14 protein-coding genes are annotated in these 16,669 nt (G+C 61.3%); 11 read left to right on the forward strand and 3 right to left on the reverse strand.

From position 1 onward, the window contains the following. Window positions 1-879 (reverse strand): LysR family transcriptional regulator, encoded by an 879-nt coding sequence (locus tag AC6BYQ_RS25465; protein WP_019455589.1) that lies wholly within the window; start codon window positions 877-879, stop codon window positions 1-3. Between the two features lie 105 nt (window positions 880-984). Here AC6BYQ_RS25465 and AC6BYQ_RS25470 point away from each other — a divergent pair, with 105 nt between their 5' ends. The 7 genes from AC6BYQ_RS25470 to emrB all read left to right on the forward strand — a co-directional run bounded on the left by AC6BYQ_RS25470 (window position 985) and on the right by emrB (window position 8,291). Beyond that, window positions 985-2,184 carry an MFS transporter gene (locus AC6BYQ_RS25470; protein ID WP_025160248.1) on the forward strand — a complete coding sequence of 400 codons (1,200 nt, stop codon included), beginning with the start codon at window positions 985-987 and terminating at the stop codon, window positions 2,182-2,184. A gap of 121 nt (window positions 2,185-2,305) precedes the next feature. Further along, window positions 2,306-3,052, forward strand: coding sequence for an AzlC family ABC transporter permease (locus tag AC6BYQ_RS25475; protein WP_198637348.1), 747 nt, complete (start codon window positions 2,306-2,308; stop codon window positions 3,050-3,052). After that, window positions 3,042-3,389 (forward strand): L-valine transporter subunit YgaH, encoded by a 348-nt coding sequence (ygaH, locus tag AC6BYQ_RS25480; protein WP_019455592.1) that lies wholly within the window; start codon window positions 3,042-3,044, stop codon window positions 3,387-3,389. Before AC6BYQ_RS25475 ends, ygaH begins: the two co-directional genes overlap by 11 nt. A gap of 151 nt (window positions 3,390-3,540) precedes the next feature. Continuing rightward, the gene (mprA, locus tag AC6BYQ_RS25485) at window positions 3,541-4,059 is read left to right on the forward strand and encodes a transcriptional repressor MprA (protein WP_025160249.1); all 519 of its coding nucleotides are present in this window, start codon (window positions 3,541-3,543) and stop codon (window positions 4,057-4,059) included. Between the two features lie 28 nt (window positions 4,060-4,087). Further along, window positions 4,088-5,539 carry an efflux transporter outer membrane subunit gene (locus AC6BYQ_RS25490; protein WP_498057710.1) on the forward strand — a complete coding sequence of 484 codons (1,452 nt, stop codon included), beginning with the start codon at window positions 4,088-4,090 and terminating at the stop codon, window positions 5,537-5,539. A 23-nt stretch (window positions 5,540-5,562) separates the two neighbouring features. Further along, window positions 5,563-6,735, forward strand: coding sequence for a multidrug efflux MFS transporter periplasmic adaptor subunit EmrA (gene emrA / locus AC6BYQ_RS25495; RefSeq protein WP_498057711.1), 1,173 nt, complete (start codon window positions 5,563-5,565; stop codon window positions 6,733-6,735). Between the two features lie 17 nt (window positions 6,736-6,752). Continuing rightward, window positions 6,753-8,291 (forward strand): multidrug efflux MFS transporter permease subunit EmrB, encoded by a 1,539-nt coding sequence (gene emrB / locus AC6BYQ_RS25500; RefSeq protein ID WP_019455596.1) that lies wholly within the window; start codon window positions 6,753-6,755, stop codon window positions 8,289-8,291. A gap of 59 nt (window positions 8,292-8,350) precedes the next feature. Here emrB and AC6BYQ_RS25505 read toward each other — a convergent pair whose 3' ends face one another. Continuing rightward, window positions 8,351-9,439, reverse strand: a complete 1,089-nt coding sequence (locus AC6BYQ_RS25505; RefSeq protein ID WP_019455597.1) for a tRNA/rRNA methyltransferase — start codon at window positions 9,437-9,439, stop codon at window positions 8,351-8,353. 207 nt (window positions 9,440-9,646) lie between these two features. Between AC6BYQ_RS25505 and trxC the strand changes: the two genes are divergently transcribed. From trxC to pssA, 4 genes are all read left to right on the forward strand, one after another. Beyond that, complete coding sequence (gene trxC, locus AC6BYQ_RS25510; protein ID WP_004928868.1) at window positions 9,647-10,066, forward strand: thioredoxin TrxC; 420 nt, start codon at window positions 9,647-9,649, stop codon at window positions 10,064-10,066. A gap of 113 nt (window positions 10,067-10,179) precedes the next feature. After that, window positions 10,180-10,869, forward strand: coding sequence for a tRNA-uridine aminocarboxypropyltransferase (locus AC6BYQ_RS25515; RefSeq protein ID WP_033649762.1), 690 nt, complete (start codon window positions 10,180-10,182; stop codon window positions 10,867-10,869). A gap of 48 nt (window positions 10,870-10,917) precedes the next feature. Next, complete coding sequence (locus AC6BYQ_RS25520; protein WP_019455599.1) at window positions 10,918-13,566, forward strand: bifunctional acetate--CoA ligase family protein/GNAT family N-acetyltransferase; 2,649 nt, start codon at window positions 10,918-10,920, stop codon at window positions 13,564-13,566. A gap of 152 nt (window positions 13,567-13,718) precedes the next feature. Then, complete coding sequence (pssA, locus tag AC6BYQ_RS25525; RefSeq protein WP_074055605.1) at window positions 13,719-15,074, forward strand: CDP-diacylglycerol--serine O-phosphatidyltransferase; 1,356 nt, start codon at window positions 13,719-13,721, stop codon at window positions 15,072-15,074. A 36-nt stretch (window positions 15,075-15,110) separates the two neighbouring features. Here pssA and AC6BYQ_RS25530 read toward each other — a convergent pair whose 3' ends face one another. After that, complete coding sequence (locus AC6BYQ_RS25530) at window positions 15,111-16,421, reverse strand: MFS family transporter (protein WP_063919965.1); 1,311 nt, start codon at window positions 16,419-16,421, stop codon at window positions 15,111-15,113. Between the last annotated feature and the right edge of the window lie 248 nt (window positions 16,422-16,669).

The following is a 16,669-nucleotide window of genomic DNA, read 5'->3' on the forward strand; positions in this document are numbered from 1 at the left end:
TCACCCCGCCAGATCGATGCCGCTGAACTGTAAAAAGCGTGCGGCGGCATTCGACAAGGGCTGCGGCCAAATGCAGTACACCTGGCGCCGCGGCCCGTCTTCAATCGGAATCGACACCAGCGCGCTTAAGCGTTGCGCGGTCGAGATCGGTACGATCCCCGCCGCCAACCCGCGCCGCACCAGATTCTCCAGCCACTCGATATGATCGATCTCAAAACTGACATGCCGGCGGATACCCGCCGCCAGGAAGGCGCGATCGGTTTGACGCCGCGCGCCGGTGCCGCTGTAGAAATCCACCAGCGGCACTTCCGCCAGCGCCTGCAGATTCACCCGCTCGCGGTTGGCCAACGGATGCTGCGGCGCCACCAACGCCACCAGCGGCTCATCGGTCAGCTGTCGGTGCGACATCGGCAACAGGTCGACATCGCCGGGCCAGATGCCGACGAACGCCATATCGCACTTCTGCTGACGCACGTCCTCCAGCAGGGCTTCGCTCATGCCGACGTAAAGGCGGATGTTCACCGCCGGATAGTGGCGATGAAACTTGTCGAGCTTTTCGGTCAGATCAATCGCGTTTATGGTTGAAATGGTGCCGATGGTGAGCGTGCCGGACACCGCATCACCGGCGGCGGTCACTTCTTCCACCAGCGCCTGCTGCGCCGCCAACAGCCGCTGCGCCGACGGAATGAAAGCCTGGCCGGCGGGCGTCAGCCGCACCCGGCGCGAGGTGCGTTCAAACAGCGTACAGCCCAGCTCTTCTTCCAGTTTGGCAATCTGGTGGCTGAGCGCCGACTGCACCGTATGGCAGCGCTGCGCCGCCCGGGTGAAGCTCTGCTCTTCCGCCACCGCCAGCGCATAGCGGATCTGTTTCAGGTTCATGGTATCTATCTTGAAATGAGATAAATCAAATGAAAATTATACATTGGTTTCCCGATGCGCGTTGCCGGATACTGCGCGCTATCTTTTTCCCGTGATGAAAAAATCATGAACCAACAAAACGCCCATCCGGGCCTTAGCCCGGCGCTGACCGTGCTGATCGCCATCGCAACCGGCCTGGCGGTCGCCAGCAACTACTATGCGCAACCGCTGCTGGAAACCATCGCCACCGGTTTCAACCTGTCGGTCAACCAGGCCGGCTTTATCGTCACCGCCGCGCAGCTGGGTTACGCTACCGGCCTGCTGCTGCTGGTGCCGCTCGGCGACATGTTCGAACGCCGCGGCCTGATCGTGTTCATGACGCTGCTGGCCGCCGGGGGCATGTTGATCACCGCCACCTCCGCTACGCTGCCGATGATGATCCTCGGCACCGCGCTCACCGGGCTGTTCTCGGTGGTGGCGCAGATCCTGGTACCGCTGGCCGCCACGTTGGCCCACCCGGAAAAGCGCGGCAAGACCGTCGGCATCATCATGAGCGGCCTGCTGCTCGGCATCCTGCTGGCGCGTACCGTCGCGGGCGCATTGGCGTCGTTCGGCGGCTGGCGCACCATCTACTGGGTCGCCAGCGTGCTGATGATCCTGATGGCGCTGGTCTTGTGGCGCGCGCTGCCGCGCTATAAGCAACACTCCGGGCTGAACTACCCGCAGCTGCTGGCCTCGATCTTCAGCCTGTTCTGCCGCACGCCGCTGCTGCGCACCCGCGCCATTCTCGGCGCCCTGTCGTTCGCCAACTTTAGCGTGCTCTGGACCTCCATGGCCTTTCTGCTCGCCGCACCGCCGTTCAACTATTCCGAGGGCGTGATCGGGCTGTTCGGCCTGGTGGGTGCCGCCGGCGCGCTGGCCGCCTCGCGCGCCGGTCATCTGGCGGACAAAGGCAAGGCCGGGTTGACCACCACCGTCGGCCTGGTGTTGCTGCTACTGTCGTGGATACCTATCGCGCTGGCTAAACAATCGCTGTGGGCGCTGATCGCCGGCATCCTGATCCTCGATCTAGCGGTGCAGGCGGTGCACGTCACCAACCAGAGCGTGATGTATCGCATCATGCCGGACGCGCGCAACCGCCTGACCGCCGGCTATATGACCAGCTACTTTATCGGCGGCGCTCTCGGTTCGCTGCTCTCCGCCTCGGCCTATCAGCATGCCGGCTGGTACGGTGTCGCCGCCGCCGGGGGGATTCTATGCCTGCTCAACCTGCTGACCTGGTGGCTCGGCAAACGCCACGATCCGCAGGGGCCGGCGACAATCTGATTACCTTGCAAATAGTAACCAAAGAAATTTATTAGCGGTGCAGGGTATAAACATTACTTACTCTCTGGTAATGTTCTGGGCATAAACTATTGAAACCCTATCTACCCTGCGACCCACAACCATGCAAAGCCAAGCTGCAGACAGCCTTACTCCGCCCGCCGTCAGCGCCACCTTCGCCAACGGCGTCGTCGACAGTTTGCCGATCGTCATCGGGTACGTCCCGGTGGCGTTCGCCTTCGGCCTCAGCGCCGTCAAGCTGGGCTTCTCCCCGCTGGAAAGCATTTTCTTCTCCTGCATCATCTACGCCGGCGCCAGCCAGTTCGTGATCACCGCCCTGCTGAGCGCCGGCATGTCGCTGTGGGTCTCCGCGCTGACGGTGATGGCGATGGATGTGCGCCATCTGTTGTACGGCCCGGCGCTGCGCCACCGCATCGTCTCGCGCATGTCGCCCGGTAAAACGGCGATATGGGCCTTTGGGCTGACCGATGAGGTCTTCGCCGCCGCTACCGCCAAGCTGATGCGCAATAACCGCAGCTGGAGCGAAAACTGGATGCTGGGCATCGCGCTCTGTTCCTGGCTCTCCTGGGTGGCCGGCACCGCGCTCGGCGCGTTGTTCGGCAATGGCCCGCTGGAGCAGTTCCCGGTGATCGAAGCCTCGCTTTCATTCATGCTGCCGGCGCTGTTTCTCAGCTTCCTGCTGGCCGCTTTCCGGCGCCCGCAGAGCCTGACCATCGCCGCCGCGCTGGCCGGCGCGCTGCTCGGCGTGGTGCTGTTCTCCATCCCGGTCGCCATTTTGGCCGGCATCGGCGCCGGTTGCGTCGCCGCCCTGTTCCAACCCGCACATGCGGAGGCCGCTCATGAACACTGATGTGCTGGTGATTGGTCTGGTGGTGGGCTGCGCCAATTACCTGTTCCGTTATCTGCCGCTGCGGCTGGCGCCGGCGCGCGCCCAACCCGGCATCAAACGCGGTAAAGCCGCCCTGCTGCTCGACAGCATCGGCATCGCCTCGATCTGCGCCCTGCTGGTGGTCTCCAGCACGCCGGTGGTGATGCGCGAACCGGACAAGCTGCTGCCGACGCTGGCGGGCTTCGCCGCGCTGGCGCTGTGCTTCTACCGCAGCAAAAGCATCATTCTGTCGACGCTGCTCGGCGCGACGGCCTTTGGCGTCACATTAAAACTGTTAATGCTTTTCGGTCCGGGCTGACACCGCTTCCGGCCATTTGGCGTTTTCATGCGCCGCATCTTTACAAACACTGACAAATGACACGAATTGCTAAATTATCCGCACGGCTGAACATTTACATTATTTGTCACCGTCGTTACTATCTCGAACGAAATTAATGAGGCCCTAAATTATGGAAAGCTCGTTTGCCCCCATAGAACAAATGCTGAATTTCCGCGCCACCCGGCAGAAAGATTTCCCTTATCAGGAAATCCTGCTGACCCGCCTGTGCATGCACATGCAAGGTAAATTGCTGGAAAATCGCAATAAAATGCTGAAGGCGCAGGGGATTAACGAAACACTGTTTATGGCGCTGATTACCCTGGATGCGCAGGAAAGCCACAGCATCCAACCTTCTGAGCTAAGCTCTGCCTTAGGCTCCTCGCGCACCAATGCAACCCGCATCGCCGACGAGCTGGAGAAACGCGGTTGGATCGAGCGCCGGGAAAGCGACAACGATCGCCGCTGCCTGCATCTGCATCTGACGCCGCAGGGGGAAGAATTTCTCAGTCAACTGCTGCCGCCGCAGCACCAATGTCTGCATTTCCTGTGGTCCACGCTGACCGACGATGAGCAAAAACAGCTGGAACAGCTGACGCGCAAATTGCTGGCACGTCTGGATCAAATGGAAATCACAGAACAGTTATCCTAATTCACAATTTCTGTTCAGGTACCTACTTATGCGATCCCCATTTAACTGGAGATTCACCCCGCTGTTCGCCGTGTTGCTGCTGGCCGGGTGCGCTTCGACCGATAATATTGCTCCGCAATCCACGCTGATGGATCCGCAGAGCCTGCAGTTGGCTCAGCCGAAAGTCAGCTCGCTGGCCGTCAGCCCGCAGTGGTGGCGCGCCCTCAAGGATCCGCAGTTGGACACGTTGATGACGCAGACGCTGCAAAGCTCGCCGACCCTGCGCCAGGCCGCCGCCCGCGTACGTGAAGCGCAGAGCGTGGTGGGCGAAGCCAACGCAGCCAACGGGCCGAACCTGGATCTGAACGCCAGCACCCAGCGCCAGCGCATACCGCAAAACGTCAATATGGGGCTGGGGTATCCACAAAAACCTATCTATGAAAGCTCCAACTCACTGGGGTTAAATTTGGCGTATGAATTCGACTGGTGGGGCAAATACCGCAACCAGGTGAACGCCGCCAAGGCGCAAGTGAACGCCGCACGCGCCGAGCAGGAACAGGCGGCGCTGACGCTGACCAGTTCGGTAGCCTCCGCCTACTACCAGCTGCAAAGCAACCTGGCGCTCGAGAAGCTGCTGCAGCAGGAAGTGAACAACAATGAACGCCTGACCGCGCTGCGCCAACAACGCTATCAGGCCGGCCTGACCGCCGTCGACGTGCCGCAACAAACCCAGGCGCAGTCCGATGCCGCCAAGCAGCAGATCCTGCAGTTGCAGTCGCAAATCGAACAGCTCAGACACCAGCTCGCCGCGCTGGCGGGCCAGGGGCCGAACGCCATGCAGCACCTGCGTCAGGTGCCGCTGCCCGCCGACAACCTGATGGCGCCGCAGGGCGAGCTGACGGCAGATCTGCTGGGCAAGCGCCCGGACATCGCCGCGCAGCGCCAGCTGGTGGAGTCTTACAGCCAGCGCGTCAGCGCCGCGCGCAAAGAGTTTTACCCCAGCCTGACCATTTCAGCCTTCGCCGGTCTGATGACCACCAATGTCGGTGGCACCAACCCGAACCTGTTTGAAGCGGCCAGCCAGGCCTGGAACGTGATGCCGGCGATTTCGCTGCCGATCTTCCACGCCGGGGCGCTGCGCAGCAAGCTGGGCGAGGAATCCGCGCTGTATGACGAAGCGGTGGAATCCTATAACCAAACCATCCTGAATGCGGTACAGGAAACCGCCGACGCCATCACTATCCAGCAGAGCTCTGCGCAACAGCAGCTGCAGGCGGCGTCCGCGACCCAGTCGATGCAACAGGTGTATCAGGTCGCCAGTGCCCGTTACCAGGCAGGGATTATCGGGCGTGACGATCTGTTGACCAGCCAGACGCAGCTATTGCAGCAGCAACAGGCGGAGTTGAATGCCAGCAGCAATTTACTGCAGGCGAAGATAGGACTGATCCGCGCGCTGGGCGGTGGCTATCAGGCCCCGGCCGCAGCGGATTCGAAAGCATAATAATATAAGGCTTGGAGAACACCATGAGCGCAAGCGCGGAAATCCAAAACCCGCAGCAGCCGAACGGCAAAAAGAAGCAGCGCAAGTTTTGGCTGCTGTTGTTGACGGCTATTTTCATTGTTATAGGGGTGGTTTACTTAGTGTATTGGTTCCTGGTGCTGCGTCATCACCAGGAAACCGACGACGCCTACGTCTCCGGCAACCAGGTGCAGATCATGGCCCAGGTGTCAGGCAGCGTGAACAGCGTCAATTTTGACAACACCGACTACGTCAAACAGGGCGACGTGCTGCTGACGCTCGATCCGACCGATGCCGAGCAGGCGTTTGAACGCGCCAAGACCGGCCTGGCCAACAGCGTGCGTCAAACCCACCAGCTGATCATCAACAGCAAGCAGTATCAGGCCAATATCGCCCTGCGCAAGACCGATCTGAGCAAGGCCGAGAACGATCTGAAACGCCGCGTGGTGCTGGGTAGCGTTGACGCCATCGGCCGCGAAGAGCTGCAACACGCTCGCGATGCGGTCGACAGCGCCAAGGCCGCGCTGGAAGTGGCGGTGCAGCAATACAACGCCAACCAGGCGATGGTGCTGAATACCCCGCTGGAACAGCAGCCGGCGATCCAACAGGCCGCCGCGCAGATGCGCGACGCCTGGCTGGCGCTGCAGCGTACCAAAGTGATCAGCCCAATTACCGGTTATGTCTCGCGCCGCAGCGTGCAGGTGGGTGCGCAGATCGCCGCCGGTTCGCCGCTGATGGCGGTGGTGCCGGCCGATCACATCTGGGTTGACGCCAACTTCAAGGAAACCCAGATCGCCAACATGCGCATCGGCCAGCCGGCGACGGTGGTCAGCGACGTGTACGGTGACGACGTGGTGTATCAGGGCAAAGTGGTCGGTATCGACATGGGCACCGGCAGCGCCTTCTCGCTGCTGCCGGCGCAGAACGCCACCGGCAACTGGATCAAGGTGGTGCAACGCCTGCCGGTGCGTATTGAGCTCGACGCCAAGCAGGTTGCCGATCATCCGCTGCGCATCGGCCTGTCGACGCTGGTGACCGTCGACACCGCCAATCTGGACGGCCGCGTGCTGGCCGACGTGGTGCGCGATAAACCGCTGTACCAGAGCAACGCGTTGGCGTTGAATCTGGCGCCGGTTAATCAGCTGATCGCCGACGTGATCCATGCGAACGCCGGCTAAGCGCGCGGGAGGCCATCTTGCCACAGAAACCGCTTGAAGGCGCCCAGCTCGCCTGGATGACGGTCGCGCTCGCCATGGCGACCTTCATGCAGGTGCTGGACTCCACCATCGCCAACGTGGCGATCCCCACCATTGCCGGTAACCTCGGGTCTTCCAACTCGCAGGGCACCTGGGTGATCACCTCGTTCGGCGTGGCGAACGCCATCTCGATCCCGATCACCGGCTGGCTGGCGAAGCGCATCGGCGAAGTGCGGCTGTTCCTCTGGTCCACCGCGCTGTTCGTCCTCGCCTCCTGGCTGTGCGGCATCTCCAACAGCCTCGGCATGCTGATCTTCTTCCGCGTGATCCAGGGCGTGGTGGCCGGGCCGCTGATCCCGCTGTCGCAGAGCCTGTTGCTGAACAACTACCCGCCCGCCAAGCGAGCGATGGCCCTGGCGCTCTGGTCGATGACCGTTATCGTCGCGCCGATCTTTGGGCCGATCCTCGGCGGCTACATCAGCGACAACTACCATTGGGGCTGGATCTTCTTCATCAACATCCCGATCGGCGCCTTCGTTATCATGGCGGCGATGGCGACGTTGAAGGGGCGAGAAACCAAAACCGAGATCAAGCCGATCGACACCGTCGGCCTGGTGCTGCTGATCGTCGGCATCGGTTCGCTGCAGGTGATGCTCGACCAGGGCAAGGAGCTGGACTGGTTCAACTCGACCGAGATCATCACCCTGACCGTGGTGGCGGTGGTGGCGCTGCTGTTCCTGGTGGTTTGGGAGCTGACGGACGACCACCCGGTGGTGGATCTGTCGCTGTTCAAGTCGCGTAACTTCACCATCGGCTGTCTGTGCATCAGCCTGGCCTACATGCTGTACTTCGGCGCCATCGTGCTGTTGCCGCAGCTGCTGCAAGAGGTGTACGGCTATACCGCCACCTGGGCGGGGCTGGCTTCGGCGCCGGTCGGGCTTATCCCGGTGCTGCTGTCGCCGATCATCGGTAAGTTCGGCAACCGGCTCGACATGCGTAAGCTGGTGACCTTCAGCTTCATCATGTATGCCGTGTGCTTCTACTGGCGCGCCTATACGTTTGAACCGGGGATGGACTTCGGCGCTTCGGCCTGGCCGCAGTTCGTTCAGGGCTTCGCCATCGCCTGCTTCTTCATGCCGTTGACCACCATCACGCTGTCCGGCCTGCCGCCGGAACGCATGGCGGCGGCATCGAGCCTGTCGAACTTTACGCGAACGCTGGCGGGCTCGATCGGCACCTCGATCACCACTACCCTGTGGACACAGCGCGAATCGCAGCATCACGCGCAGCTGACGGAGTTCGTCAACCCGTACAATCCGCAGTCGCAGGAGATGTACCGGCAGCTGGAGCAGCTCGGCATGAGCAAGCAGCAGGCGTCGGCCTACATCGCCAACGAGATCACCGCGCAGGGCCTGATCATCTCCGCCAACGAGATCTTCTGGCTGTCGGCCGGGGTATTCCTGGTGCTGCTGGCGCTGGTGTGGGTGGCGAAACCGCCGTTCAGCTCCGGCGGCGGCGGGGGCGGCGGCGCTCACTAAGCTTCAATAAACGAAACGGGCGCCCTGAGGCGCCCGTTTTTTATCCGGCGGAATAAAGATTACGCCTGATTCTGACGCCACCAGTCCGCCAGCAGAATGCCGGTCGCGACGGAAACGTTCAGGCTTTCCACCTTGCCGGTGCCGCCGATGGACACGTTCATGTCGCCTTGCTGCCAGGCGCTGTCGCTCAGACCGTCGCGCTCCTGGCCCAGCACCAGCACCATCTTGGCCGGCAGCTTGGCCTGCGCCAGCGCGGTGCCTTTGTGGCTGGAGGTGGTGACGATGGTGTAGCCCGCTTTGCGGAAGGTATCCAGCACCGACAGGAAATCGTCGGCGTTGATCGCCTTGATATGCTCCGCGCCGCCTTCTGCGGTGCGCACCGCCGCGCCGGACTCCAGCAGCGCCGGATCCTGCAGCAGCACGCCGTTGACGCCGAAGTGGGCGCAAGAACGGACGATGGCGCCCAGGTTATGCGGGTTGCCCACTTCTTCCAGCGCCAGCACGCAGTCGGTCGCCGGCGCGGTTTTCAGGTAGCTCTGCGCATCCAAGCCCTGACGCTTTTTGATCAGGAAGCACACGCCGCCGTGGTGCTCGGTGCCGGAAGCCTTGGCCAGCTCTTCCTCGTCCACCACGTGGTAGGCTTTGCGGTTCGCCGCCATCCAGCGCAGCGCTTCGCGGAAGCGCGGGGTGACCGACTGCACAAACCAGGCGCGCACGATCGCTTCCGGACGGCTGGCGAACAGTGCCTGACAGGCGTTTTCACCGTAAACGCGGGTTTCTTCCGCGCGCTGGCGGCGCAACTGTTCCGGATCGATAAAGCTTTTGCCGCTGATGCCGCCGTGATCGAACGCCGGCTCTTCATTCGGCGCGCGCGAAACGGTTCTCCACGGCGACTCGTTGCCACCGCGATCTTCTGAGCGCGCCGGACGGCGAGGACGATCGCTTTCACTGCGGCGGGAGTCGGCGCCGCGACGATCGTTGCCGCCGCGCGCCTTGTCTTGGCCGGTGCGGCCCGAGCGCGCACCGTCAGCCGGACGGCCTTTGCCGGCCGGACGTTTATTCTTGTTGCGGTCGTCGCCGTTGTCGTCGTCGCTGCGGACGTACATCACTTTGACTTTACCGTTCTTGCCACTAAATGAATCGTTCATTGTCTTCTCCACCAACGCGCAGGGCGCGAAGATTACCTGATGTTGGTGCATGAAGCCACCAACTTGCGCTAAAAGCTCCCAACTATCACATCCATTGAACAAACCTCATTGTTCATGCGCCGGGTTTTGCCGATAATTGTCAGCATTAAAGAAACATCTCCGCAACCGCGTTGCGGGGACCATGCTTTCTCTGTACCCGAGGTCAACATGAATACAGTTTGTGCAGCTTGCAATGCCACCAACCGTGTGCCGGAAGAACGTCTGGCGGACAACGCGAAATGCGGCCGCTGCGGCCACGAGCTCTTCGACGGTGAAGTGATCAACGCCACCGCCGCCACGCTGGACCAGTTGCTGCAGGACGATCTGCCGGTCGTGGTCGATTTCTGGGCGCCGTGGTGCGGTCCGTGCCGCAGCTTTGCGCCGATCTTCGAAGACGTGGCCGAAGAGCGCGCCGGCAAGGTGCGCTTCGTGAAAGTGAACACCGAAGCCGAGCCGGAGCTGAGCGCCCGTTTCCGCATCCGCAGTATCCCGACCATTATGGTGTTCCGTCAGGGCAAGATGGTCGACATGCTTAACGGCGCGATGCCGAAAGCGCCGTTTGACAACTGGCTCAACGAGTTGGTGTGATTCGGCAAGTATAGGCCGTATCCCGCCATCGCGCGCGAACGCCCCCGATCGAGCCCGCCTCTCCCGGCGGGCTTTTTTCTGCGTTACAATAGCGGTTTTTCCCCAGGATCGTTATGACCGACAACGCCGTACTTCGCCTGCGCCAATTCCGTTTAGACCGCGCCACCCGCCCCTTCCTGGCGCGCGGTTGCCGGGTGGCGCGTTGTCAGGGTTGCCTGCTGCCGCATAAAAACTGCCTGTGCGACACCATTCGCCCGCAGCAGGCCGGCAGCCGTTTCTGCCTGATCATGTTCGGCGCCGAGCCGCTCAAGCCCAGCAATACCGGCCGCCTGATCGCCGATATCCTGCCGGACACCCAGGCGTTCCTCTGGTCGCGCACCGAGATCGATCCCGCCCTGCTGGCGGCCATCAACGATCCGACGCGGCAGCCTTACGTGGTGTTCCCCGCCTCTTACGCCGACGCCGAACGCCCGGTGTTCAGCGAGCTGCCCGCCGGCGGCAAACCGCCGCTGTTCATCATGCTGGACGGCACCTGGGCGGAAGCGCGCAAAATGTTCCGTAAAAGCCCGTACCTCAATCAATTCCCGGTATTTTCCCTCAACGTCGACGCCGCATCGGATTATCAACTGCGCGAAGCCAGCCGCGCCGAGCAACACTGTACGGCGGAAGTGGCCGCCGCCCTGCTGCAACAGGCGGGCGATCTGCCGGCCGCCGACGGATTGAATCAGCATTTCCGCTATTTCCGTCAACAGTATCTGGCAGGAAAACCGACCCGGCCGGAGGCACCGGTCACAGCAATGTAGCCATAAAGCGCCTAAAATCAGGCGTAACGTTGCCAAAAGGAGCCGTGCATGAGCCAGCGAGGGTTAGAAGCGCTACTACGTCCCAAATCGATCGCCGTTCTGGGCGCTTCGCAGCAGCCGGGCCGCGCCGGCAACCTGATGATGAGCAACCTGCTGGCCGGCGGTTTCAGCGGGCCTATCTTGCCGGTCACGCCGCGCTACAAGGCGGTATGCGGCGTCATGGCCTATCCCGACGTCGCCAGCCTGCCGCTGACGCCGGATCTGGCGATCATCTGCACCCACGCCGACCGCAATCTGGCGCTGATCGAAGCGCTGGGCCAACGCGGTTGTAAAACCGCCATCGTGCTCTCTTCGCCACCGGAACAGTTCGCCGAGCTGAAAGCCTGCGCACAGCGCTACGCCATGCGGCTGCTGGGCCCCAACAGCCTGGGATTGCTGGCGCCGTGGCAGGGCATCAACGCCAGCTTCTCGCCGGTGCCTATCCAAAAAGGCAAGCTGGCGTTTATCTCGCAGTCCGCCGCCGTGGCCAACACCATTCTCGATTGGGCGCAACAGCGCGAGGTCGGCTTCTCCTATTTCATTGCGCTGGGCGACAGCCTGGATATCGACGTCGACGATCTACTCGACTTTTTGGCGCGCGACGGCAAGACCAGCGCCATCCTGCTGTATCTCGAAAACATCAGCGACGCGCGGCGTTTTCTCTCCGCTTCGCGCAGCGCCTCACGCAACAAACCCATTCTGGTGATCAAAAGCGGCCGCAGCCAACAGGCGCAGCTGTTGCTCAACAGCCAGCTGGGGCTGGACGCCGCCTATGACGCCGCCATCCAGCGCGCCGGTCTGCTGCGCGTGCAGGATACTCACGAGTTGTTCTCGGCGGTGGAAACCCTCAGCCATATGCACCCGCTGCGCGGCGAGCGGCTGATGATCGTCAGCAACGGTGCGGCGCCGGCGGCGATGGCGCTGGACGAGCTGCTTGGGCGCAACGGCAAGCTGGCGACGCTGAGCGATGAGAGCCTGGCGACATTGAGCGATGCGCTGCCGGATTTCATTCGCGCCGGCAACCCGCTCGATCTGCGCGACGACGCGACGCCGCAGCGTTACCTGGCAGCGCTCGAAGCGTTGCTCGACAGCCACGACTATGACGCGCTGCTGCTGATCCACGCGCCGAGCGCGGCCGCGCCGGGCACCGCCACGGCGCAGCGGCTGATCGACGCGCTGCACCGCCATGCGCGCGGCAAGCGCATCACGTTGCTTACCAACTGGTGTGGCGAATACTCCTCGCAAGAGGCGCGACGGCTGTTTACCGAAGCCGCCATTCCCACCTACCGCACTCCGGAAGGCGCGGTCACCGCCTTTATGCATATGGTGGAATACCGCCGCAACCAGAAGCAGCTGAAAGAGACGCCGGCGCTGCCGGTTGGCCTGACCGCCAACACCGCCGACGCCCACCGTCTGATCCACCAGGCGCTGGCCGAAGGGGCCACCCAGCTGGATACCCACGAGGTGCAATCCATCCTGCAGGCCTATGACCTGAGCACCCTGCCAACCTGGATCGCCGAAGACAGCGCCGAGGCGGTACACATCGCCGAACAGATCGGCTACCCGGTGGCGCTGAAGCTGCGTTCGCCGGATATCCCGCACAAATCGGAAGTTCAGGGCGTGATGCTTTATCTGCGCACCGCGACCGAAGTGCAACGCGCGGCGGAGGCGATCCTCGACCGCGTGAAGCGCACCTATCCGCAGGCGCGTATCCACGGCTTGTTGGTGCAGAGCATGGCCAACCGCGCCGGCGCCCAGGAACTGCGCATCGCGGTGGAACAGGATGCCATTTTCGGCCCGCTGATCATGCTGGGCGAAGGCGGCGTGGAGTGGCGTCAGGAAAATCAGGTGGCGGTCGCGCTGCCGCCGCTGAATATGGCGCTGGCGCGTTATCTGGTGCTGCAGGCGGTGAAAGGCGGCAAGATCCGTGGGCGCAGCGCGCTGCGGCCTTTAGACATCCCCGGGCTAAGCCGCTTGCTGGTGCAGGTTTCCAACCTGATCCTCGACTGCCCGGAGATCGCCCGGCTGGATATTCACCCGGTGCTGGCTTCCGGCAGCGAATTCACCCTGCTGGACGTTTCGATGCAGCTCGCGCCGTTCAGCGGCGATCCGCAGGCGCGGCTGGCGATCCGCCCTTATCCGCATGAGCTGGAGGAAACCATCGCGCTGAAAGACGGCAGCCAGTGCCTGTTCCGCCCGATCCTGCCCGAAGACGAACCGGCATTGAAGCATTTCATCGACCGGGTGACCAAGGAAGATCTCTATTATCGCTACTTCAGCGAGATCAGCGAGTTTACCCATGACGATTTGGCCAACATGACGCAGATCGACTACGATCGAGAAATGGCCTTTGTGGCGGTGCGCGCAGACGAAATCATCGGCGTGACCCGCGCGTTGTCCGATCCGGACAACACCGATGCCGAGTTCGCCGTGCTGGTGCGTTCCGACCTGAAAGGGCTGGGGCTGGGCCGGCAACTGCTGGAAAAAATGATCGCCTATGCGCGCGCCCATGGCCTGACCCGCCTGAGCGGCATCACCATGCCGAATAACCGTGGCATGATCGCGCTGGCTCAGCGGCTGGGCTTTGGCATCGAGGTGCAGCTTGAGGACGGCATCGTCAATCTGACGCTGCCGCTGCAGGCCGCCGACGCGCAGTGACCTGCGTCGCAATGCGCTACGAATCCACCACTTAACGCCAAAACATACGCACAATCGAGGCAACTAATGGTATTATCGCCCGATTATTCGGTTTATTGTTTTTAAGCCTGTGGCGTTCCGGCCATCAATCATGAGAGAAGAAGCGCACTGTGATGTTGTCAAAATTTAAACGTAGCAAACATCAACAACACCTTGCACAACTGCCCAAACTCCCCCAGACGGTTGCTGACGTTCGTACTCTGTACGCGCCGTCCGACTTTCGCACCACGCTGCTGGATTCCATCGCCAACGCCACCCAACGCATCTATCTGGTGGCCCTGTATCTGGAGCATGACGACGCCGGGCGTGAGATCCTCAACGCACTGTATCAAGCCAAGCAACGGCGGCCCGAGCTGGAAATCTGCGTGCTGGTCGACTGGCACCGCGCACAGCGCGGGCGCATCGGCGCTGCCGCCGCCAATACCAACGCCGACTGGTATTGCGCCATGGCCAGCCAGCACCCGGAACAGTCGGTGCCGATCTACGGCGTGCCGGTCAATACCCGTGAAGCGCTGGGCGTATTGCATCTGAAGGGCTTTGTGGTCGACGATACCGTGATCTACAGCGGCGCCAGCATCAACGACGTTTATCTGCATCAGCATGAGAAATACCGTTACGATCGCTACCAGCTGATCACCAATGAGGTGTTGGCCGATACCCTGATTGATTACATCAAGCAGCATCTGCTGACCGCCGGCGCGGTGCAGCGCCTCGATCGCAGCGATCGGCCGAAAAGCCCGGAGATTAAAAACGAGACCCGCCTGTTCCGTTTCGCCCTGCGCCGCGCCGGTTATCACTTCCGCGGCAAGGCCGGCAACGATGAGCTGGCGGTGACACCGTTGGTTGGGCTGGGCAAACAAAGCGTGCTGAATAAAACCATTCATCACCTGATGTCGTGCGCCGACCAGAAACTGACGCTGTGCACCCCCTATTTCAACCTGCCGGCGCTGCTGGTGCGCAACATCATCTATCTGCTGCGCCAGGGCAAACAGGTGGAGATCATCGTCGGCGATAAGACCGCCAACGACTTCTATATTCCGGAAGATCAGCCGTTCAAAATCATCGGCGCACTGCCCTACCTTTACGAGATCAACCTGCGCCGCTTCCTGAGCCGGTTGCAGCGTTACGTCGATACCGGCCAGCTGATCGTGCGGCTGTGGAAGGATGGCGATAACAGCTATCACCTGAAAGGCATGTGGGTGGACGAAGAGTGGCAGCTGATTACCGGCAATAACCTCAACCCGCGCGCCTGGCGGCTGGATCTGGAAAACGCCATTCTGATCCACGATCCCAAACAAGAGATGCGCGAGCAGCGGCAAAAAGAGCTGGAGTGCATCCGCACCCACACCACTGTGGTCGGCCATTATCAGGAACTGCAAAGCATTCAGCAGTACCCGATCAAGGTGCGCAAGCTGATTCGCCGCCTGCGCCGCATCCGCATCGATCGGCTGATTAGCCGCATCCTGTAAGCTCTACGCTAACCCCGGCCAAGGCCGGGGTTTTCATTACAGCTGTATCTCCTTGCCTTTGCGATGCAGCCGGAGCGAAACCAGCAACGCCAGCAGGCACATGCCGGAGACATACCAGAAGAAAGCGTTCTCCACGCCGAACGATTTTAGCGACAGCGCGACATATTCCGCCGAGCCGCCGAACAGGGCGTTCGCCACCGCATAAGACAAGCCCACCCCTAACGCGCGCACCTCCGGCGGAAACATCTCGGCTTTAAGCAGCCCGCTGATCGCGGTGTAGAAACTAACGATGAACAGCGCCAATACGATCAGGCCAAACGCCATAAAAGGGTTGGTCACTCCTTTCAGAGCGAACAGGATCGGTACCGTCAACACGGTGGCGAAGGCTGAGAAGATCAACATCGAGCTGCGACGGCCGATTTTATCCGAGAACGCGCCCACTGCCGGCTGCAGCAGCATAAAGACGAACAGTGCGACGGTCATGATGGCGCTGGCCAGCTTGGCGTCCATACCGGCGGTGTTGACCAGATATTTCTGCATGTAGGTGGTGAAGGTGTAAAAGGTCAGCGAACCGGCGGCGGTAAAGCCCAGCACCATCAGGAATGCCTTGCGGTTTTTCCACAGCCCCGTCAGCGAACCGGCATCCTTGTGGTTACGCGTCTTCGCATCGGAGGTTTCATTCAGCGAACGGCGCAGATACAGCGCCACCACCGCCAACACCGCCCCCAAGGCGAACGGAATACGCCAGCCCCAGGCCTTCAGTTCTTCGCCGGACAAGATCTGCTGCAGGATCACCAATACCAGCAACGCCAGCAGTTGCCCGCCGATCAAGGTGACGTACTGGAACGAGGCATAGAAACCGCGTCGCCCCTTGATCGCCACCTCACTCATATAGGTGGCGCTGGTGCCATATTCTCCACCTACCGACAGCCCCTGGAACAGGCGGGCGATCAGCAGCAGCGCCGGCGCCCAGCTGCCGATCGATTCATAAGTCGGCAGGCAGGCGATCACCAGCGATCCAGCGCACATCATGCAGACCGACAGCAGCATTGAGTTTTTACGGCCATGTTTGTCAGCGATGTAGCCAAATAGCCAACCGCCGATCGGCCGCATGAAGAAGCCGGCGGCGAATACCCCGGCGGTTTGCAACAGCTGCGTGGTGCTGTTGCCTGCCGGGAAGAACGAGGCGGCAAAGTAAATGGAACAGAAGGAGTAAACGTAAAAATCAAACCACTCCACCAGATTGCCTGATGAAGCCCCGACGATAGCGAAAATGCGTTTCTTGTTATCGAGCGCCCCCTGTTCGACGCCGTGCTCACCCTCAAGAGCCGAGGTTGTTTCTGTCATGATGTTTTCTCCGAGCCATAGCAATGATGAAATTCGGCTTCCTGCCGCCCTGGTTGTTACTTTATTGTTATTTATAAGTTAACAGCCAAACTTAATAGCGGACGAAGAATATCTGACATTCAGAGAAACAATGCGTTGGTTTTGTGATGAATATTAAACAGTACGATGAAAGTTGAAGCGGGTTACAACGGGGATTTTCCATTTTACGCATAGCAAAAAGCCCTGAACGTCAGTTCAGGGCTTTCGGC

Source organism: Serratia sp. LTN-2 (assembly GCF_059740205.1).

What these genes read in the sequence shown, in the direction of transcription:
- AC6BYQ_RS25465 (WP_019455589.1), bottom strand. Translation starts at nt 879, where the DNA reads ATGAACCTGAAACAGATCCGCTATGCGCTGGCGGTGGCGGAAGAGCAG.
- AC6BYQ_RS25470 (WP_025160248.1), top strand. Translation starts at nt 985, where the DNA reads ATGAACCAACAAAACGCCCATCCGGGCCTTAGCCCGGCGCTGACCGTG.
- AC6BYQ_RS25475 (WP_198637348.1), top strand. Translation starts at nt 2,306, where the DNA reads ATGCAAAGCCAAGCTGCAGACAGCCTTACTCCGCCCGCCGTCAGCGCC.
- ygaH (WP_019455592.1), top strand. Translation starts at nt 3,042, where the DNA reads ATGAACACTGATGTGCTGGTGATTGGTCTGGTGGTGGGCTGCGCCAAT.
- mprA (WP_025160249.1), top strand. Translation starts at nt 3,541, where the DNA reads ATGGAAAGCTCGTTTGCCCCCATAGAACAAATGCTGAATTTCCGCGCC.
- AC6BYQ_RS25490 (WP_498057710.1), top strand. Translation starts at nt 4,088, where the DNA reads ATGCGATCCCCATTTAACTGGAGATTCACCCCGCTGTTCGCCGTGTTG.
- emrA (WP_498057711.1), top strand. Translation starts at nt 5,563, where the DNA reads ATGAGCGCAAGCGCGGAAATCCAAAACCCGCAGCAGCCGAACGGCAAA.
- AC6BYQ_RS25505 (WP_019455597.1), bottom strand. Translation starts at nt 9,439, where the DNA reads ATGAACGATTCATTTAGTGGCAAGAACGGTAAAGTCAAAGTGATGTAC.
- trxC (WP_004928868.1), top strand. Translation starts at nt 9,647, where the DNA reads ATGAATACAGTTTGTGCAGCTTGCAATGCCACCAACCGTGTGCCGGAA.
- AC6BYQ_RS25515 (WP_033649762.1), top strand. Translation starts at nt 10,180, where the DNA reads ATGACCGACAACGCCGTACTTCGCCTGCGCCAATTCCGTTTAGACCGC.
- AC6BYQ_RS25520 (WP_019455599.1), top strand. Translation starts at nt 10,918, where the DNA reads ATGAGCCAGCGAGGGTTAGAAGCGCTACTACGTCCCAAATCGATCGCC.
- pssA (WP_074055605.1), top strand. Translation starts at nt 13,719, where the DNA reads ATGTTGTCAAAATTTAAACGTAGCAAACATCAACAACACCTTGCACAA.
- AC6BYQ_RS25530 (WP_063919965.1), bottom strand. Translation starts at nt 16,421, where the DNA reads ATGACAGAAACAACCTCGGCTCTTGAGGGTGAGCACGGCGTCGAACAG.